This window comes from Micromonospora sp. U21 (genome assembly GCF_018070045.1).
Classification (GTDB): Bacteria; Actinomycetota; Actinomycetes; order Mycobacteriales; family Micromonosporaceae; genus Micromonospora.
In genome coordinates this window covers 59,227-85,450 of sequence record NZ_JAGPYK010000006.1, presented here as the reverse complement: position 1 = coordinate 85,450, position 26,224 = coordinate 59,227, and the positions used below count along the sequence as shown (strand labels likewise).

Here is a 26,224-nt window from a genome sequence, read left to right as displayed (position 1 = left end):
TCCCCTGACAGCTAGTGTCAGTGGAGTGCGGGCCAGTCGACTTCTCTCCCTCCTGCTGCTGCTCCAGTCGCACGGCCGGCTCACCGCCGCGCAGCTCGCCGACCGGCTGGCCGTCTCGCCGCGGACGATCTACCGGGACGTGGAGTCGCTGCACGCCGCCGGCATCCCGCTGTACGGGGAGGCCGGGCACGCCGGCGGCTACCAACTCGTCGACGGCTGGCGGACCCGGTTGACCGGGCTGACCGCCGAGGAGGCCGACCGGCTCTTCCTGGCCGGGCTGCCGGGGCCGGCCGACGAGCTGGGCTACGGCGACGTGGTGGCCGCGCTGCAACTCAAGCTGCACGCCGCGCTGCCGGCCCCTCTGCGCGACCGGGCCACCCAGCTCCAGCAACGCTTCCACCTGGACACGCCCGGCTGGTACGCCGACGGTGACGCCTCCCCGGAGCTGGCCCGCACGGCCGAGGCGGTCTGGCGGCAGCACCGCATCGAGGTGCGTTACCGCAGCTGGCGCGGCGAGGTGACCCGGGTGCTGGAGCCGTACGGGCTGGTGCTCAAGGGCGGCCGGTGGTATGTGGTGGCCGACCGGCCCGGCCGGGGCGCCCCGGCGACCTACCGGATCAACCAGATCCTCTCGCTGACCCCGCTGGCCGAGGCGTTCGACCGGCCGGCCGACTTCGACCTGCCGGCCTGGTGGCGCGCGCACGTGGCGCAGTTCCGGGCCCGACTGCACCAGGACGAGGCCACCGTGCGGCTCTCACCGGGCGGCCGGGAGCGGCTGCGGGAGATCGGCAGCGATCCGGTGGTGGACGCGGTGGACGCGAGCGCCGGGCCACCGGACGTCCAGGGCTGGGTGACCGCGGTGCTGCCGATCGAGTCGCTCACCCACGCCCACGGTGACCTGCTGCGCCTCGGAGCCGACGTGGAGGTGCTGACCCCGGTCGCGCTGCGCGAGCAACTGGCCGCCACGGCGGCCGGGCTGGCCGCCCTCTACGCCCCCGCCGGCCTGCCGGCCCGGTAGCGACACACGCCACCGGTCACGTTCTCCACAATGGAAGATCCACGGGGCATCGACTGTCGGCGCGGTGTGCCACCCTGGGACGGTCACCAGCGGTCACCGGAGGTGAGGGTCACGTTACGGCTACGCGCACTGGTCGCCGTCCCCGGCACCGGACCGGTGACCCTCGACGTTCCGGCCGGCACGACCGCCGCCCTGGTGGCGCCGCCCCGGGTCGGCACGGCCGTGGCCCGGGTGCTGGCCGGGCTCGCCGCCCCGGTCACCGGGCGGATCATGGTCGGCGACCGGGACGTCACCGCCCTGCCACCGCCGCGCCGGCAGATCGGCTACGTGCCCGCCGGCGGCGCGCTGCTGCCACAGCTCACCGTGCGCCGCAACATCGAGTACGGCCAACGCAGGCGCGAACGGGTGCACGAGGTGGCCGACGACTGGACGGCCACCGTGGTGGACCGCCTGGAGCTGGCCCCGACGCTGGCCCTGCTGCCGCACCTGCTCTCCGACGCCCAGCGGTTCCGGGTGGCCCTGGCCCGGGCCGCGGTCTGCCTGCCCGAGGTGCTCGTCGTCGACCTGCCCGCCGATCCGACCGGCGGCAGCCGCCTCGGTGACCTGCTGCCCCGACTGTCCCCACCGGACGCGCCGGGGGTGGCCGTGCTGGTGTGCACCGCCGATCCGGCCACCCTGGCCGAGATGCCGTACCGGCACGAGCTGGTCACCGAACCCGAGGGGATGGTCCGGTGACGCCGGCCGGTCGGGCGACCCGGCGTACCCTGCTGCGCGCCGCCGCGGCCGGCGCTGCGGCGACCGCGGCCGGCTGCACCGGCGGCAGCCGGTCCGTGCAGGTGGCGGTGGTCTGGAGCGCGAGCGAGCTGGACCGGTTCCGGCGGGTCGTCGCCGGCTACCCCGTCCCGGTGCACGTGGTCAGCGCCGGCAACGACATCGACGCGTTCCTGCGCGCCCGGCACCTCGCCGGCACCAGCCCCGACGTGGCGATCCTGCCACGCCCGGGCCTGGTCACCGAGTACGCCCAGCGAGGCTGGCTGAGCCCGGTGCGCCCGTCGAGCGAGTACGCGGTGCCCACCGGGCTGAGCGACCTGCTGATGACCCGCGGGCGGCGCTACGGCGTCTGGGTGAAGGCAGCCCACAAGTCGCTGATCTGGTACCTGCCGTCGGTTCTGCCCCGGCCGCCGGGCACCTGGGACGAACTGGTCACGCTGACCCGTGACCTCGGCGCGCTCGCCCGTCGCGGGTCCGGCCCGGCGCCGCTGGCGATCGGAGCGGCGGACGGCTGGGTGCTCACCGACTGGTTCGAGAACGTCCTCGCCGACCTGGCACCCGACGCGTACGACACCCTCGCCGGGCCGGACGCCGACTGGCAGGGCCGACCGGTGCGCGACACCCTGGACCGGCTCGCCGAGCTGTGGAGCATCGACGGCGCCTTCCCCGGCGGCGGCCGCCGCGCCCTGCTCACCCAGTACGAGGAGTCGGTGATCCAGGTGGTGCGCTCCCGGCGGGCGGTGATGGTCTTCGAGGCCGACTTCACCGACGAGGTGGTCGGTACGTTCCGGCGCGGCCCGGAGGAGCCGAAGACCTTCCGGTTCCCGAGCGCGCGGCCGGGCGCCGGCGGCCCCCTGATCGTCGGCGGAGATGCGGCGGTGGCCTTCGCCGACGCCCGGAGCGGTGTCGAGCTGGTCGAGTGGCTCACCCGGGCCGGCTCGTTCCAGCCCTGGTTGGACGCCGGCGGCTACCTGTCGCCGAACACCGCGATCGCGCTGGACAGCTACGCCGACCCGGTCCGCCGCGAGCTCGCCGGCGAGATGCGCGCCCCCGGCACCCTGCGCTTCGACCTCTCCGACCAGCTGCCCGGGCCGTTCACCGGCTCCGACGGGTTGGGCATCTGGCGGATCATGCAGGACTTCTTCGCGGACGTCACCGACGGCGTACCCGCCGCCGAGGCGGTCCGCCGGGCCACCGGGCATCTCGCCGCGGCGGCGCGCAGCGCGGGAGGCGGCCGGTGAGCCGGGTCCGGGTGCTCGGCGAGCTGGCCGTGCTCGACGACGTGGGGCCACCCCGGCGCGGCCGGGCGTACCCGGCGGCCGGCGCGACCTCCGCACTGCTGCTGCCGGCGATCGTGCTGCTCGGCGGGCTGGTGCTGTGGCCGGTGCTGCGAACCGTGCACGCCAGCGTCACCACCGACGGTCACTGGGTCGGCGCCAAGCACTTCCGCACCGCGCTCGCCGCACCGGACACCGGCGCGGTGGTCGGCCGCACGGTCCTGTGGGCGGTGCTGGTGCCGGCGGTGGTGACGGCGCTGGGCTACCTGCTCGCCGCCGCGTCGCGCCGCTCCCAGGAGGGTGGGCTGGTCCGCCTGATCCTGCTGGTGCCGGTGGCGTTGCCGCTGGTCGTCACCGGGGTGACCTTCCGGCTGATGTACGACCCCGACCCGAGCCGGGGCCTGGCCACGCTGGTCGCGGCGCGGCTGACCGGCCGGTCCGCCGAGGCCGCCCCGCAACTGCTCGGGCCGGGGCTGGTCACGGTGGCGCTGATGTCGGCGTTCGTCTGGGCCTGGGTGGGCCTGGCCGTGCTGGTCTTCCGGGCCGCGCTGGACGCGGTGCCGCCGAACCTGGCCGACGCGGTACGCGCCTACGGCGGCGGTCGCCGGCACGTGCTGTGGGACGCGCAGTGGCGACCGCTGCTGCTGCGTACCGTGGCGGTGGTCTTCGCACTGGTCGCGGTGGGCACCAGCCGCACCTTCGACCTGATCCTGGTGATGACCCCCGGCTCGGTCCGCGACGACGCCGCCGTGCTGGCACTGCGGGTCTGGCAGACGTCGGGTGGCACCACCACCGGCGAGGGCGCCGCACTCGGTGTGGTGTGGCTGGCGGCGGTCGTCGGCGGGATCCTGGTGGCGGCGCTGTTCGTCCGGCAGGCGTGGCCGCCGCCACGGGCCGAGACGCCGCCGGACCCGGACCGGGTGGCGCCGCCCCGACGGGTGTTCCGGCTGCTCGCGGCGGGCGCCGCGGTGGCCTGGCTGGTGCCGTTGGTGGTGCTGATCGGCACCTCCCTGCACGGGCGGGTGGACGCCGCGGCACGCGGCTGGTGGTCGGCGCCGCCGGGGGCCGGCTCCTACCTCCATGTGGTCACCGGCACCGAGCTGTGGCGGACGTTGGCCTTCACGCTGCTGCTGGCCACCGTGGTGACCGCCACGGTGCTGGTGGTCGCGCTGCTGGCCGCGTACCCACTGGCCTGGTTGACCGGGCCGGCCGCGCAGGCCACCGGGCTGCTGCTGCTGGCGGCCAGTGTCGTGCCGGTCCAGGTCATCGCCGGGCCGGTCAACGAGGTGCTGGGCCTGGTGCTCTCCTCCGGCACCGCGCGCGGCCTGGCCCTGGTGCACGTGGCGCTGGGCGTGCCGTTCGCGGTGCTGGTGCTACGCAACGCGTTCGCCGACCTGCCCGCCGAGCAGGTGCGCGGCGCCCGGCTGGGTGGGCGTCGCTGGTGGGACACGCTGCGCCGGCTGGCCCGACACAACCTGCCCGCCGTGGTGGCGGTCTCCGTGCTGGAGTTCGTCCAGGTCTGGAACGACCTGGTGGTGGGCCTGCTGTTCAGCGGGCCGGAGGCGACACCGCTGGGGCTGTTCCTGGCCGGGCAGTCCCGTGGCTTCGTCAGCAACAGCGGGCTGCTGGCCGCCAGCTCGGTGCTCGCCTCGGTGCTGCCGGTGCTGCTGGTGGTGCTCGCCCGGCGGCAGCTCGTCGCCGGGCTGGTCTCCGGGGGCGTCCGGTGACCGGCCCCACCGGCACCGGCCGGGGGCCACGGTGGCCGGTGCTGATCGCGGTCGGCACGCTGGTCAGCGGGGTGCTCGGCAACCTGGCCAGCAACATGCTCTCCGAGCTGGCGGCCAGCGTGCTCGGGCCGGCCAGCATCGCGCTGGTGGTCAGCGGCGCGGTCGGTTTCGTGGTGTTCGAGATGCGCCGACGCCGTGCCGGTCGGGAGGTGGGCCCGGAGCCCACCGAGGTCGTCGCCGCACCGGCCGCCGGTGCGCCGACGCTGCCCTATCCGGCCGGCTTCACCGGCCGCGACGAGCACGTCGACGCGGTGCTCGCGCTGCTCGGCCGGGAGCACGCGGTGGCCGTGCTGGGCCGGCGGGCGGTGGGCACCTCCGCCTGCGCCGTACAGGCGGCGAACCTGTGCCGGGAGGACTTCCCGGACGGGCAGTACTACCTCGACCTGCGCCGCGGCGGCCGGCCCCGGTCCGCCCGGCAGGTGCTCACCGCGCTGGCCGGGGTGCTGGGCACCGCTCCGCCGATCTCGGGCCGGCCGGACGCCCTCGCGGTCGCCGCCGACGCGCTGCGGGGCCAGCTCGACGGCCGCAAGATCCTGCTGGTGCTGGACAACGTCGACCAACCCGAACAGGTCCGGCCGCTGCTGCCCCCCACCGCGCGGACCTGCCGGCTGCTGCTCGCCGGCGGCCCGTCGCTGAATGGGCTGGAGGGCGTGGTCACGCACTGGATCGCCGAGCCGGGCCCGGCCGAGGCGGTCGAGCTGTTCGCCGCCGCGGGCGGGGCCGCGCCGGCCGCCCGGGTCCGCCGCGCCGACCCGCGCACCGACCCGGCGGTCGGCGAGATCGTCGAGCTGTGCGGGCGGCAGCCGCGCACCGTCCGGGCGCTCGGCTACCGCACCGCCCAGCACGGCTGGCGGCACGCCGACGTGCTGGACGCGCTGCGCCGCGCGGTGCAGACGCCGCCGCATCAGCGGGTCACCGTCTCGCCGGCGGCCCGCCTGGTCACCGAACGGGACACCGCGTACCGGGCGTTGACCCGGGAGGCCCGCCGGCTGTACCGGCTGATGTCGCTGGCGCCCGCCCCGGTGGACCGGCCCGCCATCGCCGCGCTGGCCGGTCGGCACCCCGAGCGGGTGACCGCGTTGCTGGACCAGCTGGCCGCCGCGGCGTTCGTCGTCGGCGCGCCCGGCGACCGGTACGAGATCCGCCCGCTGCTCGCCGGCAACGCACGGCTGCACCTGCGGGACGCCGATCCGGCCCGGGCGCGGGTCGCCGCGCAGGCCCGGTTGACCCGGCACCTGGCCCGCCGGGCCGAGCGGCACGCGGCCAACCTGGCCGTGCTGGGCTCCCCACCGGACCGGGAGTGGTCACTGCCGCTGGACGACGACCCGTACGGCTGGTTCGACCTGCACCAGGAGCTGCTGCTGGCGGTGGTCCGGGTGCCGGCCGGCGCGGCCGAGACGCTGCCCCGCCGGGTGCGCCGGTGGTGGTTCCGGCTGGCCGTGGCGCTGTGCGGATGGCTGGCGCACGTCGAGCGGCTGGACGAGTGGGAGCAGGTCTGCCGCACCGTGCTGGCCACCCCGACCGCCGACGACCGACCGGAGATCGCCGGGTGGGCGCACAACGAGCTGGGCGTGCTGCGCCGGCGCCGGCACGACCCGCAGGGGGCCGCCGCGGCGCTCACCCTCGCGGTGGCCGAGCGTGGCCGGCGGGGCACCGCCCAGGCGCGGATGAACCTCGGTCTGGCCCTGCTCGACCTGGGTCAGCTCGACGACGCGGTGGAGCACCTGGAGCTGTCCCGCCGGCACCGCTCGGGGGCGGACCGAGCCGGGCACGCCCTAACCGACCTGGGTCTCGGCGCGGCGCAGCTGGCCCGGGGCGAGCAGGACATCGCCCACCACCACCTGGTGCGGGCGGCGAACACGTTCCGGTCGGTGGGCGACGCCCGCGGCTACGCGGCGGCGCTGACCAACCTCGTGCTGGTGCACGCCGCCCTCGGCGAGCACCTGGACGCCGCGCAGGCGTGGCGGGCCGCGCTGCGCGAGTACGAGTCGGTCAGCGACCCGACGAGCCGCGCGGCAGCGCTGCTCAACGCCGGGGCGACGCTGCTGACCGCCGCGCCCGGACAGGCGCGGGCGGCGTACGAGCTGCTGGCCGAGGGCCGGCGGCTGCGCGAGGAGAGCCGGCCCACGGCGGGGCTGGCGCGCACCCTGCTGTACCTGGGTGACGCCGCCGCGGCGCTGGGCGACCCGGCCGAGGCGCGGCGACACTGGGCGGACGCGGCAGCGGTGGCCGAGGAGGTCGGCGACGCCGACGGGCAGGCCGCCGCCGACAGCCGGCTGGGGGACGACAGCGACCTGCCGGCGGCCGGTCCGTGATCCGCGCCCAGCCCAGTACGGCGGCGGGAACCCGCGTGATGTCGGTCGCTCAGGTTGGCCGGTTGAAGGGGTCTGGGAGAGTGTGTGATCGTGGATGCGCTCTCGGTGCGGGGACTTGGCCGCAACTTCGGCAACCTGGTCGTGCTCGACGACGTGAGCTTCACGCTCCACGCGGGTAGGATCGCGGTGGTGCTGGGCCCCAACGGCAGCGGCAAGACCACCCTGCTGCGCTGCGTGGTCGGCGCCGACCGGCCGGACGCGGGCGAGGTGCTGGTGCAGGGGCGCCGGGCCGACGAGACCGATCCTCAGGTGCGGGCGCTGGTGGCGGCCGCCCTGGACGACATCGACTTCTTCCCCGACCTGTCCGTGGTCGAGCACCTGGAGCTGGTCGCGTACGCGCACGGCGGCACCGCCGAGCCGGTCGAGGAGGTCCTCGCCGAACTGGGCCTGGAACCGGCCCGCGACCAGCTGCCGGTGACCCTGTCCAGCGGGCAGCGCCGCCGGCTGGCGCTGGCGTCCTGCTTCGTCCGCCCGCGCCGGGTGCTGATCCTGGACGAGCCGGAGCAGCGGCTGGACGTACGCGGCCGGCAGTGGCTGGCCGACCGGCTGCGCCGGGAACGGGACGCGGGCACCGCCGTGCTGCTGGCCTCGCACGACCCGGAGCTGATCGACGCGGTGGTCGACGAGCGCATCGAGATCGGCCGGTGACCGCCGCCCCGCCGGCAACCGTCGCCGACGCGCCAGCCGGCGTGCCCACCGCCCGGCAGGTGCGCACGCACCTGCGCCAGGCCCGCCGCCGGCATCACGACCACTCGCTGAGTGACGTGCTGGGCGACGCGTACGTCGTGGTCCTGTTCGTGGGCATGTACGGCTGGTTCGCGATCAGCGCCAGCCGCGACATGCTGGACTCCCCCACCGTCGGTCGGGCCGATCCGGGTGTGCGCTGGTGGCTGGCGGTCGCCGCGCTGCTGGCCGGTGCCGGGCTCGCCTGGCGCGGCCTGCGCGCGCTCGGTCCGCTGCTGGTCACCCCGGCGACGCAGAGCTGGGTGACCAGCGCCCCGGTCGACCGGAGGGCCTGGCTGGCGCCCCGCCTCGCCCTCCTGCTGATGGGAGCGACGGCCGGCACCGCGCTGGTCGGAGTGGGCGTGGCGGCGCTCGGCGGCGTCACCGACCTGACCGCCCTGGGTTGGGCGGCGGCGGCCGGCGCGGGGTGGGGAGCGGCCGCGCTGGCGCTGAGCGTCGTCGCGCAGGGCAACCGGGCGGGCCGGCGGTGGCCGGCCCTGGCGGGGGTGCTGCCGCTGCTGGCGGCCGCCATCATCACGGGGCTCGTGGTGCTCGTCGGTCGTCTCGGCGACGGGCTGCCCCGGCCGGCGGCGACGCCGACCGCCGCGCTGGTGGCCGTCGGGGTGCCCCTCGCGGTCGCCGCCGCCGTCCTCGCGGTCCGCGCGCTGCCCCGGGTGGACCGCGCCACCCTGACCACCGGCGCCCAGTTCGCCAACGCCGCCGCCACGGCCACGATCCTGCTCGACCCGAGCATGCTCGCCGGCCTGGTGGAGAGCCGGCGCTGGCGGCAGATCGGCCGCGTCCGCAGCCGCCGGTTCCTGCCCGGCCCCGGCTGGTGGGCGATGCTCCAGGCCGACGTGCGCCGGTTGCGCCGCCACCCCAGCGCCCTGCTGATCTGGGTGGCGATGATCCTGGTCCAGTACGCCGCCGCGCTCGCCCTGCCCGGCCTGGCCGGTGCGGCGCAGGTGGTGTTCGGTTACCTCGCCACCGACCGGCTGACCGGCGGCCTGCGGTCGATCAGCCGCTCGCCCGGGTTGCGTCGGGCGCTCGGCGGCAGTGACGCCGCGTTGCGCGGGATCCACGTGGTCGTACCGGCCGTCGGCGCGGGCCTGTGGTGGCTGCTCACCCTGCCGACCGTCGACGGTGGGCCGTCCTGGCTGGGGCCGGCGCTGGCGCTCGGGGTGGTGGCCGCCGCGTGGCGGAGCGGCACCCGACCACCGATCAACTATGGCGGCGCGACGGTGAACACGCCGTTCGGGATGATCCCGGTCGACCTGCTGCGTCAGGGCGCGCGTGGTCCGGCGCTGCTCGCCGTACTGGTCCTGGTCCGCCTGTTCCTGGGCTGACCGGACGGACCCACCCGGTCAGCCCAGGGGCGTTCAGCCGTCCAGCCGCCGGACCATGTTCATGACGGTCTCCACCTGGGCGCCGCCCTTGATCGGGTAGTTGGTCGCGCCGAGGTAGCCCCACCAGTCCCAGCAGCCGTTCGGATTGGCGCCGGCGGTGCTCGCCTGCGGGTAGAGGACGATCAGGTTGTTGGTGTCGGCGTACTGGTTCAGGTTGGCCCGGTCGACGAAGGCGGTGCCCACCGAGCCGTACCCCTGCAGGCAGCCGTGCAGGGCCACCAGCAACCGGCACGACTGGCCGGCCGCGCAGGACGACGGCACGTAGGCGAAGCCGTTGGCGTCCATGCTCAGCCCGTTGGCCCAGCCGTTGACCGCGAAGGTGTTCTGGCTGAACCGGATGAGCGTGCCGCCGAGCGGGCCGGTGTTCGGCGCGGTCACGCCACCGAGCAGTTTGCGGAGCAGGGCGTTCTGCGGATCGGCGCCGCAGTCGTTGAGGAACGGCGACGCGGTCGCGGTGCAGCCCCGCGTCCCGTACGGGGTGACCCAGGAGTGGCCGGCCGCGGAGCCGCTGTCGTACTGCACGCTGGCCCCGAAGTGCTGGTAGTAGCGGACCAGGTCGTCGGTGACGGACTTCTTGACGGTGGTGTCGTTGCCGCCGTGGAAGACGTACACCGGGTCGCCGGACAGGTTGCCGACCGGGTCGACCCAGCCGTAGGACGCCCAGGTCCGGGTGTACGCCTGGAGGGCGGCCACGTTGGTCGGGTACAGGTTGTCGCCGCAGCCGTAGAGCGCCTGGGCGACGTTGTTCTGGGCGCAGTAGTACGGCCCGGCGGCGAAGACGGCCGCGCCGCGGATCCGCGACGAGTAGGCGACGTGCAGTTGGGTGGCGAGGTAGCCACCGGAGGAGACGCCCGCGACGTACACGCCGGAGACGTTGTAGGCGCGCAGCGATCCGGAGACCGGGGGCTTGGTGGACGGGGTGGCGGCCTGGGCGGGCGCCGCGGTGGTCAGGATGAGCAGGAGGACGGCGGCGAGGGCGGTGGCTGCTTTCAGCGGTGTCGGCATGGACGCTCTCCTTGCGAGCGCCGGCGGGGCGTCGGCGTGCGCCGACGCTATCGTGACGCACACCACACACGGTATGAGCGCAACCGACACGCCCGGCGGCGCGGGTGTGTACCCCGCAGATATCGAGATCACCTGATCGGTTCACGTGATCATGACGCTGCGCGGCGGAGCTGGCGGAGCGCGGTGGCGATCGTCGCGACGCCCTGCTCGATGTCCGATGCGGTGTTCGCGGCGTAGCCGAGCACCAGACCTGGACGGTGCGGCCGCTGGCAGTGCCAGGACAGCGGCTGCACCTTCACCCCGCGAGCCAACGTCGCCGCGGCCAGCTCGGTGTCGGCCAGCTCGGTGTCGAGTGTGATCGTCAGGTGCAGCCCGGCGGCCGCGCCGTGCACGGTCGCGCCGGGCAGGTGCCGGGTCAGCGCGGCGATCATCGCGTCCCGGCGACGGATGTGTCGGCGGCGCAGCAGCCGCAGTTGTCGCTCCAGCGCGCCGGAGGTCATCAGCTCCGCCAGCACCAGTTGCGGCAGCACCGCGTTGCCCAGGTCGGCGTTGCGCTTGGCGGCCACCACCGCCTCCCGGTGGCGGGCCGGCACGAGCAGCCAGCCGACCCGCAGCGCCGGGGCGAGCAGTTTGGACACGCTGCCGGCGTAGCAGACCTGCTCGGGCAGCAGGCCGCGCAGCGCCGGCACCGGGGGCCGGTCGTAGCGGTGCTCGGCGTCGTAGTCGTCCTCGATGATCAGACCGCCGGCGCGGGCCCAGTCGAGGAGCTGACGCCGACGGTCGCCGTCGAGCACCACGCCGGTCGGGAACTGGTGCGCGGGGGTGAGCATCACCGCGGGTGCTCCGCTGGCGGCCAGCTCGTCGACGCGCAGCCCGGCGTCGTCCACCGCGACCGGCGGGGTGTGGACCCCCCAGTTGTTGAGGTGCTGCCGTACGCCCAACGAGCCGGGGTCCTCGACCGCGATCCGGTCGATGCCGGCCGGACCGAGCGCCTGGGCGAGCAGCCCCAGGGCCTGGGACACGCCCGCCACGATGATCACCTCGGCGGGGTCGACGGCGATGCCCCGGCTGCGGGCCAGCCAGGCGGCCACGGCCCGTCGCAGCGCGGGCGTGCCACACGGGTCGCCGTAGCCCAGGTCGGCCGCGGCGAGGTGGCGCAGCACGGTCCGTTCGGCGCGCAGCCAGTCCGCGCGCGGAAAGGCGGCCAGGTCGGGTACGCCGGGCGTCAGGTCGATCGTCGCGCTCGCCGCGCGTACCGCGTCGAAGATGTCGCTGCCCGGAGCGGGGGGAGAGAGCGCGGCCGGCATGGGCTCGGCGGCCGGCGCGGCCGCCGGCGTGGCGGGCGCGGGCGGGGCGGCGACGACCACCGTCCCGGCGCGGCCCCGACCGGTGACATGCCCTTCCTCGGTCAGCCGCTGGTACGCCTCGGTGACCACGCCCCGGGAGACACCGAGGTCGGCGGCGAGCACCCGGGTGGCCGGCAGCCGCCCGCCGACCGGCACCCGCCCGTCGGCGATGGCCTGGCGCAGCCGGCCCGCCAGCCAGTCGGCCCGCCCTCCCGGCGGAGCGTCGGTGATGGTCAGGTGCAGGAAGTCCGAGCCGGCCGTTATGGACCTCTCGGCTGCTCTCGGTTTGGCCCTGCTCACCGGACCATCTTGGCAGCAGAGTGGAGATCAGGCAGCACCGCCAAGGCCATCGGAGGACGACCGTGACAATCCCGTTCCTGATCACCACGCTGATCGTGGTGATCACTCCGGGCACCGGGGTGTTCTTCACGGTCTCCGCCGGGCTGTCCCGGGGCGCCCGCGCCGGCGTGCTGGCCGCGTTCGCCTGCACCCTGGGGGTGGTGCCGCACCTGCTGGCGGCGTTGACCGGGCTGGCCGCGCTGCTGCAGGCGAGCGCGGCGGCGTTCGAGGTGGTCAGGTACCTCGGCGTCGCGTACCTGCTCTATCTGGGCTGGTCGACCGCGCGGGACCGCAGCGCCTTCGCGGCGACCACCGCCGCCGCGCCACCCCGCTCGGCGGCCCGGGTGATCGTCTCCGGGGTGCTGGTCAACCTGCTCAACCCGAAGCCGACGCTGTTCTTCGTCGCGTTCCTGCCGCAGTTCGTGGACACCACCGCCCCGGGCTCGACCCGGTCGATGCTCGCCTGCGGCGCGGTGTTCATGCTGCTCACCTTCCTGGTGTTCAGCGGCTACGGCATCTTCGCGGCCCGGCTCCGCGAGCGGGTGCTGACCCGGCCGCGGGTCACCGACTGGCTGCGCCGGTCCGTCGCCGGCACGTTCGTCGCGCTCGGCGTGACGCTCGCCCTCACCGAACGATAGGAAGTCCCGTGCAGTTCGAGCATTCCGCGCAGCTCCGTGCCGCGTACCCCGATCTCGTCGCCGGCGTGGTGCGGGCCACCGGGATCACCGCCACGGCCGACGTGACAGAGCGGACCGCCTGCCATCTCGCCATCGCCCGTGAGCGGTTGACCGGCGGCGCCGAGAGCGGGTTCCCGGAGATCCAGGCGTGGCGGCGGGCGTACGCGGCCATGGGGCTGCGCCCCACCCGGTACCGGTGCGCGGCGGAAGCGCTGCTGCGCCGGTTGCGGCTCGACGGCGACCTGCCCCGGCTGCATCCCCTGGTCGACCTCTGCAACGCCGTCTCGGCCGCGTACGCGATCCCGGTCGCGGTGCTCGACCTGGACCGGGTCGACGGCGACCTGCTGGTACGGCCGGCCCGGGGCGACGAGGAGTACCTGACCTTCGCCGGCGACACCGAGCACCCCGACCCGGGTGAGGTGACCTTCGTGGACGCCGCCGGCCGTGCCCACGCCCGGCGCTGGACGAACCGGCAGAGCGGCTGGTCGGCCGTGCGGGAGGGTACCTCGTCCGTGCTGATCGTCGCCGAGGCGCTGCACCCCGGCGCCGAGGCGGACGTGACCCGACTGGTCGCGGCGCTGATGGCGGAGCTGGCCGACGGGTGGTCCGCGGCGACGCGCGCCGCCGTGCTCACCGCCGCCGCACCTCGGTTCGATGGGACGGCCGCCGGTGGCATGACCGGTCAGGCGCTGTCGCCGGGGACGAGGTGGCGGTAGCCGGGAATCGTCTCGGCGAACCAGCCGGCGACGCTGGCCAGGCCCCGCTCGTTGAGCTGCGCGTCGTGGATCGGGTACGCCCGTTCGGCGCCCACCTCTCGGGCGAACCGGATCGCCTCGTCGAGGCGCAGCCAGGACCCCTGCGCCGGGACCAGCAGTGTGTGCACCGGCTCGTCCGGCACGTGCAACGCGTCGCCCGGGTGGTAGAGCTCGTCGCCGATCAGGTAGCCGAGGTTGGCACAGTCGGGCTGACCCTCGTGGATGGCGGCGTGCCGGCCGCCGTGGGCGCTGACCGTGATGCCCGCCGCGGTGAAGCGCTGACCGGCGTGCACCCGGGTCACCGGCAGCGGGGCGAGGTCGGGCAGCCGGGCGCCCTCCGGGGCGTACACCGGGACGCCCAGGCCGGCCAGCCGGAGCACGTCCACGTGGTCGGTGTGCTCGTGGGTGACCAGGACGGCGTCCGCGCCGACCAGGGCGCGCGGTTCGCTCCACGTGCCGGGGTCGACGACCAGCACGCCGCCGTCGTGCTCGACGCGGACGCAGGAGTGGGTGAACCGGGTGATCCGCATCCGGCGACGGTACTTCGCCGGCCGGCCGGTCGTGGTCCCCGTGCCAAGCGAGGGCGGTTCCGGGATGGGCGGGGCCAGCGACCGGCATGATCGGAGGCATGCAGCGCTCGACGCAACGGGGGCACCGGAGCGTGCCGCACACCGCCGACGTACGGATCGAGGCGTGGGCGCCGGACCGGGAGGGGTGCCTGGCCGAGGCGGTCGCCGCGCTGGTCGAGACGTTCGCCGACACCGCCGGCGCCCGGCCGCAGGCGGACACCGAGTTCCAGCTGCCGCCCGGCGACGACGGCGAGATGCTGGTCGGCCTGCTGGATGAGGTGATCTTCCGGCTGGACACCGAAGGCACCCTGCCGCTGGACTGCGACGTACGGTCGACCAAGGACGGGGGCCTGCGGGCGCGCTGGCGGTCGACCAGCACCGACGCGGTGGAGCTGGTCGGCGCGGTGCCGAAGGCGGTGTCGCTGCACGCCCTGCGCGTCGGCCCGGACGACGCCGGTTGGTCGTGCGCGGTGACCCTGGACGTCTGAGCGCCGGCGGCCCTGCGGTGCACGCCCCGGACGGGCTGCGCCGGCCGGGTGCGGTCAGCCCTTGACCACGCCGAGCGGCGTGAGCCGGGCGACGAGCCGGCACAGCCCGGCGCCCCGGGCCGCCTCCACCACTGCCGACACGTCCTTGTACGCGTCCGGCATCTCCTCGGCCAACCCCTTCCAGGACGCGCCGCGCACGGCCACGCCCCGCGCCGCCAGGTCGCGCCGCACGTCCCGGCCCCGGACGGCGCGGGTGGCCTCGCCCCGGCTGCGGGTACGGCCGGCGCCGTGACAGGTGGACGCGAAGGCCGGATTGCCGGCGACGCCGGTGAGCACGTACGACGAGGTGCCCATGGAGCCGGGAATCAGCACCGGCTGCCCCGCGTCGAGCAGGTCGGAGGGAAGGTCCGGGTGACCGGGCGGCAGCGCCCGGGTGGCGCCCTTGCGGTGCACGCAGAGCCGCCGGGTGCCGCCGTCCCGCTCGTGTTCCTCGATCTTGGCGAGGTTGTGCGACACGTCGTAGACCAGGTCGAGATCGGTCCCGGCGACCCGGGTGAAGACCCGGCGGGCCGACTCGGTGAGCAGCTGCCGGTTGGCCCGGGCGTAGTTCGCCGCGGCGGCCATCGCGGCCAGGTAGGCCCGACCCTCCGGCGAATCGACCGGTGCGCAGGCCAGCTGCCGGTCCGGCACCTCGATGCCGTGCCGGGGCATCACCCGCTCCATGACGCGCACGTAGTCGGTGCAGATCTGGTGACCCAGCCCCCGGGAGCCACAGTGGATCATGACGCAGACCTGACCCTGGCGCAGCCCGAACGCGGCGGCGACCGGCTCGTCGTACACCTCCTCGACGGCCTGCACCTCCAGGAAGTGGTTGCCGGAGCCAAGGCTGCCGACCTGGCCCTGGCCTCGCTGCACGGCACGCTCACTGACCTGCGCCGGATCGGCGTCGGTCACCGCGCCGCCGTCCTCGCAGCGGGCCAGGTCCCGGGGCACCCCGTGCCCCTGCTCGACGGCGTACCGGGAGCCGCCGCGCAGAACCGCGTCCAGCTCGGCGCGGTCCGCGAGCTGCCAGACCGCGCCCCGGCCCATGCCGCGCGGGATGGCCGGGTCCAGACCGTCCATCAGCGCGTCGATGACCCGGGGAAGCTCCGCCCGGTCCAGCTCGGCGGTGAGCAGTCGGACCCCGCAGGAGATGTCGAAGCCCACCCCGCCGGGCGAGACCACACCGCCGGCGGCGACGTCGGTGGCCGCGACGCCACCGATCGGGAACCCGTAACCCCAGTGCACGTCGGGCATGGCGTAGGACGCCTCGACGATGCCGGGCAGCGTGGCCACGTTCGCCACCTGGTCCAGCGACCGGTCGGCACCGACCTCGGGCAGCAGCTCCGGCACGGCGAACACGACCCCGGGCACCCGCATCGGCGCCTCCCGGTCGATCCGGAACCGGTACGGCGACTCCTGGACCAGCTCCATACCCGGCGGCTACCCACCGCACCCGCTGCTACACCCGATTGGCGTCGGTCGGGTCCGGGTAGTGCGGGAGCATGCCCCAGCGATACGAGAACTATCCGAGGATCGCGGTCGTCACCGGCGCGGACTCCGGCATCGGCAAGGCCTGCGCGGTCGCCCTGGCCGAGGCCGGCTTCGAGATCGGCATCACCTGGTACGGCGACCCCGACGGCGCGGAGCGGACCGCCACCGAGGTCCGCGCCACCGGGCGGCGCTGCGAGGTCGCCGCGGTGGACCTGACCCGGCTGCCGGAGGCGGCGGCGGTGGTGGACGAACTGGCCGACCGGCTGGGCGACATCGGGGTGCTGGTCAACAACGCGGGCACCGGTGCCTCGGCTCCGTTCGTCGACACCGGGTGGGAGCAGTGGCGGGAGGTGCTCGCCGTCGACCTGGACGCGCCGTTCCTGTGCGCGCAGCGGGCCGCGCGGCGGATGCGGGCCACCGGCGCCGGCGGACGGATCATCAACATCACCAGCGTGCACGAGCACGCACCCCGGGTCGGGTCGGCCGCGTACTGCGCCGCAAAGGGTGGGCTGGGGCTGCTGACCCGGGTGATGGCACAGGAGCTGGCCGCGGACGGGATCACGGTCAACGCGGTCGCCCCCGGCGAGATCGCCACGCCGATGACCGGTCAGGAGGACGTCGACCCGTTCACCCAGGAGCGGCCCGGCGTACCGGTGGGGCGGCCGGGCGACGCCCGGGAGGTCGCCGCCGTGGTCGCGCTGCTCGCCTCCCCCGCCGCCAGCTACGTCACCGGGGCCTCCTGGCCGGTCGACGGCGGCATGCTGCTGATGGGCCCGCAGGCCGCCGCGTTGACCACTGACGACTGGCGGAACGTCTGATCCCCCAGCGACAGACACCGTCGGTCGTGAACGGGACAGCGAGCGGCAAACCGGGCACGTATCCTTCCCCATTCCGATGATCAGCGGCGGCGGTGCGGCCGGCCGGCGACGGAGGGGGACCGGATGCCCAGGTGGGCTGGTCGGGGCGGCCGGCAACGGCGCGCCTTCGTCGTCGGTGGGGCCCTGCTCGGGATCGCCGCCCTCATGCTGCTGGCCGCCTGGCGCAGCACGGGCTTCCTCAGCGACCTGCTGCTCAACCTCGGTGCCAGCGTGGTGCTCGCGGCCATCTCGTACGTCATCTTCGACCCGCTGTTCGAGGAGGCCCGCAAGGCGCGGGTGCAGGAGCACCTGAGCTTCGACCAGCAGGCGTTCGTGGCGCGGCTGCACCGCGCCGGCCGCCGGGTGCGGATCCTCGACACCTGGACGATCCTGCTCGAGCAGCGGCACCGCGAGGAGACGCTGGGGGCGGTCCGCGCGGCGCTGGCCAACGGTTCCCAGGTGCAGTTGCTCCTGCTCGACCCGGACTGCACCGCCGCACAGCAGCGCTCCGAGGAGCTGGAACGTCAGCGGGTGAACGTGCCGCGGCAGATCCGCACCAACCTGCGCCACCTGGCCGCCTTCTCCGACACCCTCGAGCCCCGGCTGCGGCACCGGTTGCAGGTCCGGCTCTACGACGCCTCCCCGTCGATCCAGCTCTACCAGTGGGACGGTAGGGCGCTGATCTCGTTCTTCCCGATCGGAAAGCTGTCGTTCAACGTGCCCCAGCTCGAGGTGGACATGGACAGCCCGTGGGGCGGGTTCGTGCACGCCCGGTTCGAGGAGCTGTGGGAGCACGAGCAGGCGACCTTGGACCTGGAACGGTACTGGTCGGTCACGGTCACGCTGCGCCACGACGACTCCGACGTGGTCGAGGTGCAGGTGCCCTACGTGACGGTGGACGGGCAGTACTACGTCGACTGCCACGCGTTCCGGCTGGCCCGGCCGCTGACCGTGCGGGCCGTGCTCCCGCCACGGGCGCCCGGGGCGGCGCCGGGAGCGTTCGCCCTGGCCGAGCCGGCCGATGGAGACCGTACGTCGGCTGCCACCGTGGTCCGGCACTTCGACCAGAAGTACGGGCCCGGCAACGGGGAGCGGGCGATCCGCCGGCTGGCGCCACAGCAGCCGGGCGGCCCGCGTACCCCGCTCCGCGGCGGGCAGTGACGCGCACGGAGGATGACCCCACCCTGCCCGGTCGGGGTGGCGCGCGGGACAATGGTGGTCGCCGTGCCCGATCGTCAGGAGGACCGTCCGCGTGTCGCCCAGTCCCGCTTCCCCGCCCGGGCCGACGCAGCCGCGCGCCGACTGTGGGCGCTGCTTCGGGCTGTGCTGCGTGGTGCCCGCCTTCGCCGCGTCGGCGGACTTCGCCGTCGACAAGCCGGCTGGTCAACCCTGCGCCAACCTGCGTCCCGACCACCGCTGCGGCATTCACACCGAGCTGCGGGAGCGGGGGTTTCCCGGCTGCACGGTGTTCGACTGCTTCGGCGCCGGCCAGCAGGTCGCCCAGGTGACCTTTGGTGGGCGGGACTGGCGGGACGCGCCGGAGACGCTGCCGGAGATGGCCGCGGCGTTCACCGTGCTGCGTCCGCTGCACGAGCTGCTCTGGTACCTCACCGAGGCGTTGGCGCTGCGCCCGCCGGCCGAGCTGCGCGTCGAGCTGGACCGCGTCCGCGCCGAGACGGCGGCGTTCACCGGGGGCGACCCGGCACAGCTGCGCGCGGTGGACGTGGCCGCGCACCGCGACCGGGTCAACCCGCTGCTCTCGCGGGCCGGCGACGCGGCCCGATCCCGGGGCGGCACCGCCGGTCCCGACCGCCGGGGCGCCCAGCTGCTGGGGGCGGACCTGCGCGGGGTGGACCTGCGCCGGGCCAACCTGCGCGGGGCGCTGCTGATCGGCGCCGACCTGCGCGGTGTCGACCTGGGCCTGGCCGACGTCACGGGCGCGGACCTGCGTGGCGCCGATCTGCGCGGCGCGGACCTGCGGGCCACCCTCTTCCTGCACCAGGCCCAGCTGGACGCCGCGCGTGGTGACGCGCGCACCGGCCTGCCGGCGACGCTCACCCGGCCGGCGCACTGGACGGCGCTGGCGCTCACCCCGGTCCGGCGGCCGGCCCGCGCCACTGTCCCCGCCCGCCGGGGTCGGCGCCGCTGACGCGACCCGCGCGGCGCTGCCGCGTCGGTCGGCTCGGCGATGGCACGCGGCGTCAGTCGGCGGACAGCTCCTGGAGGCCGGCGTGGACCGGGCACCGCGGACAGCGGGCGCGGTCACAGAGCCGGCAGAGGTGGGCCAGGCTGCGGGCGTCGGTCACCTCGTCGTGCAGCAGGGTCCGGGCGATGTCGTCGAGCTGGCTGCGTTGCTCGGCGGTCAGCGGGGCGAGCAGAGCGGTCAGTGCCTCCGCCCGGGCGCGCAGGATCCGGGCGGCGGCGCTCGCGCCCTCCGGCGTCAGGTGCAGCGCTCGGCTGCGCGCGTCGGCGCCGGCCCGCCGCTCCACCCAGCCCTGCTCCCGCAGCCGCCGGACCAGGTGCGCGGCACCGGGCTGAGTGAGCCCCAGCACCTGACCCAGCCACTCGGCCGTCACTCCCGGCTGGTCCTTGAGGACGACGAGCGCCTCGGCGAGCGCGCCGCTGGCCCCGATCGATGCGTTGACCGACGCGCGCATCCGGGAGCCGGCGAGCAACGCGAGGGCACCGAGCAGGTTGGCGGAGCTCTCCCCGGGTAGATTCATAAGTCATGAATCTACCCCGGCGCGCGGCACTGCTCATCGTGTTGATGACCGTGGCGCAGCTACCGGTCGCCATGCGCCAGCTGCTCGTCGTGCTGCTCGGTCACCAGAACACCGGCAGTTTCGCCACGGCCGGGGCGGCCAGCGCCGGCTGCGGGATCGGGCTGGCGCTCACCGCACCGCTGGTCGGCCGGCTGCTGGGCCGGCTCGGCGACCCGCCGGTGCTGCTCGCCACCGGCCTCGTCCACCTGCTCGCCCTGCTCGGGCTGGCGGTGGTCACCAGTCCGGTGGCGTTCGTCGCGTTGGCCACCGCGGCCGGGCTCAGCACCCCACCGGCGATGGGCAGCGGGCGCGCCCAGCTCGCCCGGATGGTTCCCTCCCCCGCGTTGAGCCGCGCGTACGCCGTCAACGCGGTCGGGCAGGAGCTGCTCTACGTGGGCGGCCCGCTCGCGGTGACGCTGAGCCTGCTGGTCAGCGGTCCGGCCGGGGCGCTGGTGACCTTCGCTGCGATCGGCACTGCCGGGCTGGTGGGCACCGCCGTCGTGATACCTCGCCGCGAGGCCGAGCGCCGACCCGCCGGGAGCCGGTCCGCGGCCCCCGGTCGGGCCATCCGCCGCACGGTCCTGGCCACCCACGTCGGCTACATGGTCGGCATCGGCGCCATGTGGGTGCTGGTCCCCGCCTTCGCCAGCGCGGTCGGGCATCCAGAGCAGGCCGGGTTGCTGGTCGCCGTGTGGTCGGTGGGCAGCCTGGCCGGTGGCGTGCTGCTGGCCCGCCTGGGCCGGCCCGGCAGCCCCGCCGGGGCGTACCTGGCACTGGTCGGCACGTTGGCCGCCACCTCGCTCGCGCTGCTGCTGCCCCGGTCCGTGCCGCAGATGGCCGTGGCGCTGGCGGTCTTCGGGCTCGCGCTGGCGCCGTTCCTGGCGGTCACCGACGAGATCCTGGCCCTGTCCACCCCGGCGCCCCGGCTCGCCGAGACGTACGGCTGGTTGCAGACCGTCGGGCAGCTGGGTATCGCCGTCGGCTCGTCGACCAGCGGCGCGGTCAACGACCACCTTGGCAACACCCCGGCGTTCCTGGTGGTCTCCGGCGCGCTGGCGCTGGCGCTGGTCGTCGCGCTCACCCGTCGCCGCACCCTGCGCCTGCCGTCCGCCCCGCCAAACGGGAGCGCGGCAACCCAACCACCGGTCGCCACGGCCGGGCGAGGTTTCGTCGGCGACGACGCCGGGTAGCCACCGCCGACGCGGAACGGCACCGACGGGGGGCACGGCGTGGGTTTCCGAAAGCGCGACGGTGAGCTGCCGGGCGACCCGCAGCACAGCGAGGACGAGGCCGGCCAGGCGCGGTTGGTGCAGGTCGAGGCGGACACCGAGGTCCCGCCGCCGGACGGCACCGACGTACGGCCGGACATCGTGACCGAGGACGACAACTCGGGTGTCGCCGGTGGCTCCTCCGGCAGCAGCGGCGGCGGGTCCACCATGCCCGGGCATCCCGACGCGACCCGCTGACGCGGGCTCAGCGCGGGTTCAGCGGCTGGCCAGCGCGGCCGCCCGCGCCTCGGTCATGCCCTTGTTGGCCAGCCCGTCGGCCCGCTCGTTCTCCGGGTGCCCGTTGTGCCCCTTGACCCACAACCAGGTGACCTGGTGCCGCTCGCAGGCCGCCTCCAGCCGCTGCCACAGGTCGGCGTTCTTCACCGGCTGCTTCGCGGCGGTGAGCCAGCCGTTGCGCTTCCAGGACGCCAGCCAGCTGGTGATGCCGTTGCGCACGTACGTGCTGTCGGTGTGCAGCTCCACGACGACCGGCCGGGTGAGACTCTCCAGCGCCTGGATGGCCGCCATCAGCTCCATGCGGTTGTTGGTGGTCGGGGTGGCCTCACCGCCGCACAGCTCCCGCTCGTGGTCGCCGTAGCGCAGCAGGGCTCCCCAACCGCCCGGCCCGGGGTTGCCGCTGCACGCCCCGTCGGTCCAGATCTGCACACCTCTGCCGGCCGCCGCGTCCACCATGCCCGGCAACCTACCGGGCGTCGACGCCGCGCCCCGCGCTCGGGGGCCGCCACGCCGGGCCGGCGCCGGCCGAAAATCCCGTGCGCCACCCGGGCACGGTCTGCCGGAGACGATCGCCATGATGGTCAGCGGGGCGGCGCGCCGGGCTCCGACCCGGCGACGTCCGGCTCGGCATCGCCCGTTCCGCCGGAGGGTGGGACGCCCACCACGGCCGCCGGGATGGCCGGGGCGGGTCGGGTCGGGCGCAGCCGGTCGCGGATCCGGTCCGCCGCGTCGCCGGCGGTGGCCGCGATCATCGGCAGCAGCCGGGTGGAGTTCATCACCGCGATCTCCTCGGCCGGGGTGGTGACGCCGTCGAGGAAGCGCAGCACCCGTTCGGCCGGGTTGCGGTCGAAGAGCCGGTCGAAGAAGTCCGGGCCGCCGACACCGCCCCGGTCCAGCGCGCGCAGGGCGACCGCGTCCATCCAGCGGTGCCGGCGGGGGTACGCCGGCGCGGGCACCGGCGGCCGGTCGGCGGCGAGGGCACGGGCCGCCTGGTCGGCCTGGCGGTACATGGCGGAGAAGGTGAAGCCGGTGGAGGGGCGGGTCGCGCCGCCGGCCGTGCCGAGGCGGACCACCCTGGGCGAGGGCCGGGCCGGGAACGGCGCGTCGGTCATCGGGATCACCCCGTTCTCCACCTCGCGCACCCGCAGCCCGGCCGGATCGAGCCCGAGCAGGTCGCGGTAGCCGGCCAGCGCCGCGTCGTACCCGGAGTCGGTGAGCAGGGCCGGCGAGAACTCGGTGTACTCGACCAGGGCGTAGCGGTCACTCACCGGGAGCACGTACCCGAACGAGACGCCCCGGGTCGGCTGCGGGGTGCGGAAGTCCATCAGCACCGCTCGCGCCGGGTCGAACACCGGCCGGTCGGCTTCGAGCCACCAGCCCCGGAAGTGCTGCAACCAGGTCGTCCGTCCGGGTCGGGCCGGTGGGCGGGGCCGGGAGTCGAGCACCCAGCCGGCTCGTACGGTGGGTCCGCCGCCGGTACGCACCAGCACGCAGGTGCCGTCGTCGACCACCGACTCCGCGGGCGCGACGATCCGGGTGGCGCCGAGGCGGCGCTCGGCCTCGGCAGCCCGGTCGTAGACCGGGCCGGAGCGGAGCATGGCGTACCGCAGCGGGGCCAGGTCCATCACCCGACGCCGCGCCGGGGTGGCCACCTCGACCTGCTGCCAGCTCGCGCTGAGCAGCGGGTCCAGGTCGCTGTCCGGGCGGCCCCAGAACGCCCAGGTGCGGTCCTGGCCACGCCGGCGCACCGGGTCGACGACCGCGATCCGCAGGTCGCGTACGCCGTGCCGGTCCAGCGCGGCGAGCAGCAGCGACGCGGCGCCGCCGCCGCCGAGCAGCGCGAGCTCGACGTCCAGCGGCGCGCGTCCGGTCACGGCCCCACGCTGCCACACGTCCCCACCCCACCACGCGCCGCCACCGACGCGGCGCGTCGTCAACCCGTCGGGGCGGTCTCGGGTACGGCCGGGGGCGGGTCGGCGTAGGCGCGGGCCACCGCCGCGCGGGTGAAGACCCGCCAGGTGGCGGCGGAGACGCCGATCGCCACCACCAGGCCGACCCAGTACGGCGCGGTGATGCCGAACCGGGCGGCGAGCAGGCCGCCGAGCAGGGCACCAACGCAGTTGCCACCCGCCGCCACGAAGAGCGTGGTGCTGGCCACCCGGCCCTGCAACGCGGGCGGGGTGAGCCGTTGGCGCAGCGAGTTCGCCACGATGTTCCACAGTGCGCTGTGCACGCCGAAGGCGAAGAGCGCGAACCCGACCACGACCGTGCTGCGGGAGGCGGCCAGCGCCAGGTGCAGCCCCGCCTCGATCAGCAGGCCGACCCGTATCGTCCAGGTCGCGCCGGACCAGGCGATGAGCCGATCGCCGAGGAGCGCACCGAGCACCCCGCCGCAGGCCATGCAGGTGAACAACAGCCCGTAGCCGACGGACCCGAGCCGCAGTCGCTCGTCGGCGAGCAGCACCAGCACCGCCAGCGCGGCGGTCAGGGTCACGTTGAGCAGGCCGATCAGCACGGCCATCGTCCGGAGCAGCCGATGGTGGGCCAGCCAGCGCAGCCCTTCGACGATCTCCCCCCGCATGGAGCGGGGCCGGCGTGCGCTCACGTCGGTGGCGGCGGCCCGGAAGTCGCCTCCGACGAGCGCCACCAGCACCGCGCTGAGGGCGTACGTGACGGCGTTGACCAGGAACGGGCTGCTCGCCGCGAGCGCGAACAGGAAACCGCCCAGCGGCCCGGCGAGCATGCCGTGCATGAGGGTGGTGCCGCCACCGAGCCAGCCGTTGGCACGCGCCAGGCGGTGCCGGGGCACCACGGTCGGCAGCATGGCCTGGCTGGCGGCACGGAACACGATCTCACCGGTGTTGACCACGAACAGCACCGCGTACAGCAGCAGCACGCCGGCTGTCCCGGTCATGATCGCCGCGGCCAGCACGGCCAGCGCGAGCACTCGCACCAGGTCGATGACGATCATCAGACGACGCCGGTCCATCCGGTCCACCAGCACCCCGCCGGGCAGGGCGAAGAGCAACCAGGGCAGCCAGGCCACGGCGGATGCCGCGGCCACGACGAGCGGGTCGTTCGTCCGCGAGGCGACGAAGAGCGGCGCGGCGACGGTGGCCAGGCCGCTGCCCAGCGCGGAGAGGGTGCTGGCCGCCCACAGCCGGGCGAACCGCGTGCCCAGTCCGGCGTCCCTGTCCCGCTTCACGGGCACGGAACCTACCAGCGGCTCTCCGGGCTCCACCCCGAATTTGTCCGTGGGCAGAAGTCGCGCTGTCATTTGACATGCAACCATCTGGTTGCCTATATTGGCGGGCAACCGGATGGTTGCCTATGGGAGGGTCGATGGACGAGGCGTTCCGAGCGCTGGCCGATCCCAGCCGCCGCCGACTGCTCGACCGGCTCAACGAGCGCAACGGCCAGACCCTGCGGGAGCTCTGTGACGGTCTGGCGACGACCCGACAGGCGGTCAGCAAGCACCTGTCGGTGCTGGAGGCGGCCGAACTCGTCACGACCGTGCGGCGCGGCCGGGAAAAGCTGCACTACCTCAACGCCGCCCCGATCACCGCCATCGCCGACCGGTGGCTCAGCCGCTACGACCATCAGCGGGCGACGGCACTCGCCGACCTGCGCACAGCATTGGAGCACCAGCCCATGGAGAGCCCCACGTTCGTCTACACCACGTACATCACCACCACGCCGCAGCGACTCTGGGCCGCGCTCATCGAGCCGGCCTTCACCCGCCGCTACTGGGGCGGGGTCGCGCTGGTGTCGGACTGGCAGGTCGGCTCACCGGTGCTGTGGCAGGACGCGCCCGACGGCGAGCCCCGCGATCTCGGCCAGCGGGTGCTGGTCGCCGAGCCGCACCGACGCCTCTCCTACAGCTGGCACGGCTTCCAGCCCGAGCACGCCGAGCACTTCGGCTGGTCCGCCGAGGAGCTGGCCGCCCGGCTCGACGAGCGGCGGTCGACCGTGACCTTCGAGATCGAGCCGCACGGCCCGTCGGCTGTCCGGCTGACCGTCATCCACGACGGCTTCTCCCCCGACAGCGAGATGCACCGGGCGATCAGCGGCCAGCTCGACGGCAGCGGAGGCTGGCCGGAGCTGCTGGCCAGCCTCAAGACGCTGGTGGAAACCGGAGAGCCGATGCCCGAGCCGGCCCCGGCGGAACGGGCCGGCTGAGCCGCCCGTCGGGCAGTGCATTACCGCCGTCGCCGGCAATACCTCGCCATCGACCCACCCGTGACAGCCCGGCCGCACGGACATCGATCGGATCAGCGGTGCCGGTCGGGCCGTGCGGGCCTTTCCGCAGCTCTCCCCGCCTTCGGGAGGACACGTGACGGCAACGAGGATTTCTCATTTTCACCGGATCGTGGTCCCAACGCACCTAGTGTTGGGCACACCGGTGCTAGTCACGGAGTTGGCCACCCGAACGACGTCCCACGCAGTCAGCGGACGAAAAGTGAGGGAAGACGCGTATGAAGGTCTCAACAGCACTCTGTTCGGCGGCGCTCGGCGTGGGCCTCGGCACGCTCCTGCTGCCGGGCGCCGCACTGGCCGACACCACCGTGTCACCAGCCACCACCCCGGTCGGTGGGACCGTCGTGCTCACCGCGACGACCTGCAACCCGAAGTCGGGTGACGCCATCTTCCGCGTCACCGGACCCAACCGCGACCAGAACGTCCGGTCCACCACGGCGGCGGCCGGCGGCGGTCTCAGCGCCGAACTCTTCACCGCCGGATTCACCCTGGGCACGTACACCGTGGCCGCCACCTGCGGCGACGGCAGCTCCGCCGGCAGCGCCACGTTCACCGTCACACCGATCGGCGGCGCCCCCGCCGGCTCCGGCGGCGGCAACCGCGACAACGGTGCCCTCGCCGCCGGCGGCACGCTGCTCGGCACCGCCGCCGTGGGCGCGGTGATCCTGTTCCGCCGGCGCCGTCCGGTGTCCGCCGTCGCCTGACCGGCGACCCGCTCCATCCCTGAGGACGGGTGCCCGCACCGGTGTCACCGGCGCGGGCACCCCGACCATC

General features: G+C 75.0%; 25 protein-coding genes. 17 read left to right on the top strand and 8 right to left on the bottom strand.

Going from position 1 to position 26,224, the window contains the following annotated elements; genetic code table 11:
* Window positions 1-25 precede the first annotated feature (25 nt).
* The 7 genes from KBX63_RS09980 (at window position 26) to KBX63_RS09950 (ending at window position 9,297) form a co-directional block, all read left to right on the top strand.
* Window positions 26-1,018 (top strand): YafY family protein, encoded by a 993-nt coding sequence (locus tag KBX63_RS09980; protein ID WP_210910724.1) that lies wholly within the window; start codon window positions 26-28, stop codon window positions 1,016-1,018.
* Between the two features lie 102 nt (window positions 1,019-1,120).
* Entirely contained in the window at window positions 1,121-1,753 is a 633-nt protein-coding gene (locus KBX63_RS09975) for an ATP-binding cassette domain-containing protein (protein WP_210910723.1), read from the top strand.
* A complete protein-coding gene (locus KBX63_RS09970; RefSeq protein ID WP_210910722.1) occupies window positions 1,750-3,030 on the top strand; it encodes an ABC transporter substrate-binding protein in 1,281 nt (426 codons plus the stop codon). The genes KBX63_RS09975 and KBX63_RS09970 overlap by 4 nt, the downstream gene beginning before the upstream one ends.
* Window positions 3,027-4,793, top strand: a complete 1,767-nt coding sequence (locus tag KBX63_RS09965) for an ABC transporter permease subunit (protein WP_210910721.1) — start codon at window positions 3,027-3,029, stop codon at window positions 4,791-4,793. Before KBX63_RS09970 ends, KBX63_RS09965 begins: the two co-directional genes overlap by 4 nt.
* Window positions 4,790-7,168, top strand: a complete 2,379-nt coding sequence (locus KBX63_RS09960; protein WP_210910720.1) for a tetratricopeptide repeat protein — start codon at window positions 4,790-4,792, stop codon at window positions 7,166-7,168. The genes KBX63_RS09965 and KBX63_RS09960 overlap by 4 nt, the downstream gene beginning before the upstream one ends.
* Before the next feature lie 84 nt (window positions 7,169-7,252).
* Entirely contained in the window at window positions 7,253-7,876 is a 624-nt protein-coding gene (locus KBX63_RS09955) for an ABC transporter ATP-binding protein (RefSeq protein ID WP_210910719.1), read from the top strand.
* A complete protein-coding gene (locus KBX63_RS09950) occupies window positions 7,873-9,297 on the top strand; it encodes a DUF6297 family protein (RefSeq protein ID WP_210910718.1) in 1,425 nt (474 codons plus the stop codon). The genes KBX63_RS09955 and KBX63_RS09950 overlap by 4 nt, the downstream gene beginning before the upstream one ends.
* Before the next feature lie 33 nt (window positions 9,298-9,330).
* Here the strand turns inward: KBX63_RS09950 and KBX63_RS09945 are convergent, their stop codons facing one another.
* On the bottom strand, window positions 9,331-10,362 hold the full coding sequence (locus KBX63_RS09945) for a PHB depolymerase family esterase (RefSeq protein WP_210910717.1): 1,032 nt from the start codon (window positions 10,360-10,362) through the stop codon (window positions 9,331-9,333).
* Window positions 10,363-10,511: 149 nt separating this feature from the next.
* Window positions 10,512-12,008: a PLP-dependent aminotransferase family protein gene (locus KBX63_RS09940; RefSeq protein WP_210910716.1), complete on the bottom strand. Its 1,497-nt coding sequence runs from the start codon at window positions 12,006-12,008 to the stop codon at window positions 10,512-10,514.
* A 62-nt stretch (window positions 12,009-12,070) separates the two neighbouring features.
* Between KBX63_RS09940 and KBX63_RS09935 the strand changes: the two genes are divergently transcribed.
* Both KBX63_RS09935 and KBX63_RS09930 read left to right on the top strand, forming a co-directional pair.
* The gene (locus tag KBX63_RS09935; RefSeq protein WP_210910715.1) at window positions 12,071-12,685 is read left to right on the top strand and encodes a LysE family translocator; all 615 of its coding nucleotides are present in this window, start codon (window positions 12,071-12,073) and stop codon (window positions 12,683-12,685) included.
* An 8-nt stretch (window positions 12,686-12,693) separates the two neighbouring features.
* Complete coding sequence (locus KBX63_RS09930) at window positions 12,694-13,440, top strand: B3/4 domain-containing protein (RefSeq protein ID WP_210910714.1); 747 nt, start codon at window positions 12,694-12,696, stop codon at window positions 13,438-13,440.
* On the opposite strand, the gene KBX63_RS09925 is transcribed toward KBX63_RS09930, so the two are convergent.
* Window positions 13,407-14,009 (bottom strand): MBL fold metallo-hydrolase, encoded by a 603-nt coding sequence (locus KBX63_RS09925; RefSeq protein WP_210910713.1) that lies wholly within the window; start codon window positions 14,007-14,009, stop codon window positions 13,407-13,409. The two genes, KBX63_RS09930 and KBX63_RS09925, sit on opposite strands and share 34 nt — an antisense overlap.
* 98 nt (window positions 14,010-14,107) lie before the next feature.
* Here KBX63_RS09925 and KBX63_RS09920 point away from each other — a divergent pair, with 98 nt between their 5' ends.
* Entirely contained in the window at window positions 14,108-14,536 is a 429-nt protein-coding gene (locus KBX63_RS09920; RefSeq protein WP_210910712.1) for an archease, read from the top strand.
* Window positions 14,537-14,590: 54 nt separating this feature from the next.
* Here the strand turns inward: KBX63_RS09920 and KBX63_RS09915 are convergent, their stop codons facing one another.
* Complete coding sequence (locus KBX63_RS09915) at window positions 14,591-16,009, bottom strand: RtcB family protein (RefSeq protein ID WP_210910711.1); 1,419 nt, start codon at window positions 16,007-16,009, stop codon at window positions 14,591-14,593.
* Between the two features lie 71 nt (window positions 16,010-16,080).
* Between KBX63_RS09915 and KBX63_RS09910 the strand changes: the two genes are divergently transcribed.
* The 3 genes from KBX63_RS09910 (at window position 16,081) to KBX63_RS09900 (ending at window position 19,075) form a co-directional block, all read left to right on the top strand.
* Window positions 16,081-16,887 carry an SDR family oxidoreductase gene (locus tag KBX63_RS09910; RefSeq protein ID WP_210910710.1) on the top strand — a complete coding sequence of 269 codons (807 nt, stop codon included), beginning with the start codon at window positions 16,081-16,083 and terminating at the stop codon, window positions 16,885-16,887.
* 123 nt (window positions 16,888-17,010) lie between these two features.
* Window positions 17,011-18,087, top strand: coding sequence for a DUF5919 domain-containing protein (locus tag KBX63_RS09905; RefSeq protein WP_210910709.1), 1,077 nt, complete (start codon window positions 17,011-17,013; stop codon window positions 18,085-18,087).
* 91 nt (window positions 18,088-18,178) lie between these two features.
* Window positions 18,179-19,075: a pentapeptide repeat-containing protein gene (locus KBX63_RS09900; protein WP_210910708.1), complete on the top strand. Its 897-nt coding sequence runs from the start codon at window positions 18,179-18,181 to the stop codon at window positions 19,073-19,075.
* 52 nt (window positions 19,076-19,127) lie between these two features.
* On the opposite strand, the gene KBX63_RS09895 is transcribed toward KBX63_RS09900, so the two are convergent.
* Window positions 19,128-19,649 carry a MarR family winged helix-turn-helix transcriptional regulator gene (locus KBX63_RS09895; protein WP_210910707.1) on the bottom strand — a complete coding sequence of 174 codons (522 nt, stop codon included), beginning with the start codon at window positions 19,647-19,649 and terminating at the stop codon, window positions 19,128-19,130.
* Between the two features lie 5 nt (window positions 19,650-19,654).
* On the opposite strand from KBX63_RS09895, the gene KBX63_RS09890 reads away from it, so the two are divergent.
* Both KBX63_RS09890 and KBX63_RS09885 read left to right on the top strand, forming a co-directional pair.
* Window positions 19,655-20,878, top strand: coding sequence for an MFS transporter (locus KBX63_RS09890; RefSeq protein WP_210910706.1), 1,224 nt, complete (start codon window positions 19,655-19,657; stop codon window positions 20,876-20,878).
* A 39-nt stretch (window positions 20,879-20,917) separates the two neighbouring features.
* On the top strand, window positions 20,918-21,154 hold the full coding sequence (locus KBX63_RS09885; protein WP_210910705.1) for a preprotein translocase YidC: 237 nt from the start codon (window positions 20,918-20,920) through the stop codon (window positions 21,152-21,154).
* An 18-nt stretch (window positions 21,155-21,172) separates the two neighbouring features.
* On the opposite strand, the gene rnhA is transcribed toward KBX63_RS09885, so the two are convergent.
* The 3 genes from rnhA to KBX63_RS09870 form a co-directional block, all read right to left on the bottom strand.
* Window positions 21,173-21,649, bottom strand: coding sequence for a ribonuclease HI (gene rnhA / locus KBX63_RS09880; RefSeq protein ID WP_210910704.1), 477 nt, complete (start codon window positions 21,647-21,649; stop codon window positions 21,173-21,175).
* 125 nt (window positions 21,650-21,774) lie between these two features.
* A complete protein-coding gene (locus tag KBX63_RS09875; RefSeq protein WP_307871675.1) occupies window positions 21,775-23,085 on the bottom strand; it encodes a lycopene cyclase family protein in 1,311 nt (436 codons plus the stop codon).
* Between the two features lie 41 nt (window positions 23,086-23,126).
* The gene (locus KBX63_RS09870; protein WP_307871674.1) at window positions 23,127-24,398 is read right to left on the bottom strand and encodes an MFS transporter; all 1,272 of its coding nucleotides are present in this window, start codon (window positions 24,396-24,398) and stop codon (window positions 23,127-23,129) included.
* 137 nt (window positions 24,399-24,535) lie between these two features.
* Here KBX63_RS09870 and KBX63_RS09865 point away from each other — a divergent pair, with 137 nt between their 5' ends.
* Window positions 24,536-25,372 carry a metalloregulator ArsR/SmtB family transcription factor gene (locus KBX63_RS09865; RefSeq protein ID WP_210910702.1) on the top strand — a complete coding sequence of 279 codons (837 nt, stop codon included), beginning with the start codon at window positions 24,536-24,538 and terminating at the stop codon, window positions 25,370-25,372.
* 296 nt (window positions 25,373-25,668) lie between these two features.
* On the top strand, window positions 25,669-26,154 hold the full coding sequence (locus KBX63_RS09860) for a hypothetical protein (RefSeq protein WP_210910701.1): 486 nt from the start codon (window positions 25,669-25,671) through the stop codon (window positions 26,152-26,154).
* Window positions 26,155-26,224: the final 70 nt, after the last annotated feature.

Bases quoted from the DNA above. Each gene is read 5' to 3' on its own strand.
- KBX63_RS09945 (WP_210910717.1), bottom strand. From the start codon at position 10,362: ATGCCGACACCGCTGAAAGCAGCCACCGCCCTCGCCGCCGTCCTCCTG.
- KBX63_RS09925 (WP_210910713.1), bottom strand. From the start codon at position 14,009: ATGCGGATCACCCGGTTCACCCACTCCTGCGTCCGCGTCGAGCACGAC.
- KBX63_RS09920 (WP_210910712.1), top strand. From the start codon at position 14,108: ATGCAGCGCTCGACGCAACGGGGGCACCGGAGCGTGCCGCACACCGCC.
- KBX63_RS09915 (WP_210910711.1), bottom strand. From the start codon at position 16,009: ATGGAGCTGGTCCAGGAGTCGCCGTACCGGTTCCGGATCGACCGGGAG.
- KBX63_RS09910 (WP_210910710.1), top strand. From the start codon at position 16,081: ATGCCCCAGCGATACGAGAACTATCCGAGGATCGCGGTCGTCACCGGC.
- KBX63_RS09905 (WP_210910709.1), top strand. From the start codon at position 17,011: ATGCCCAGGTGGGCTGGTCGGGGCGGCCGGCAACGGCGCGCCTTCGTC.
- KBX63_RS09895 (WP_210910707.1), bottom strand. From the start codon at position 19,649: ATGAATCTACCCGGGGAGAGCTCCGCCAACCTGCTCGGTGCCCTCGCG.
- KBX63_RS09890 (WP_210910706.1), top strand. From the start codon at position 19,655: ATGAATCTACCCCGGCGCGCGGCACTGCTCATCGTGTTGATGACCGTG.
- rnhA (WP_210910704.1), bottom strand. From the start codon at position 21,649: ATGGTGGACGCGGCGGCCGGCAGAGGTGTGCAGATCTGGACCGACGGG.
- KBX63_RS09865 (WP_210910702.1), top strand. From the start codon at position 24,536: ATGGACGAGGCGTTCCGAGCGCTGGCCGATCCCAGCCGCCGCCGACTG.
- KBX63_RS09860 (WP_210910701.1), top strand. From the start codon at position 25,669: ATGAAGGTCTCAACAGCACTCTGTTCGGCGGCGCTCGGCGTGGGCCTC.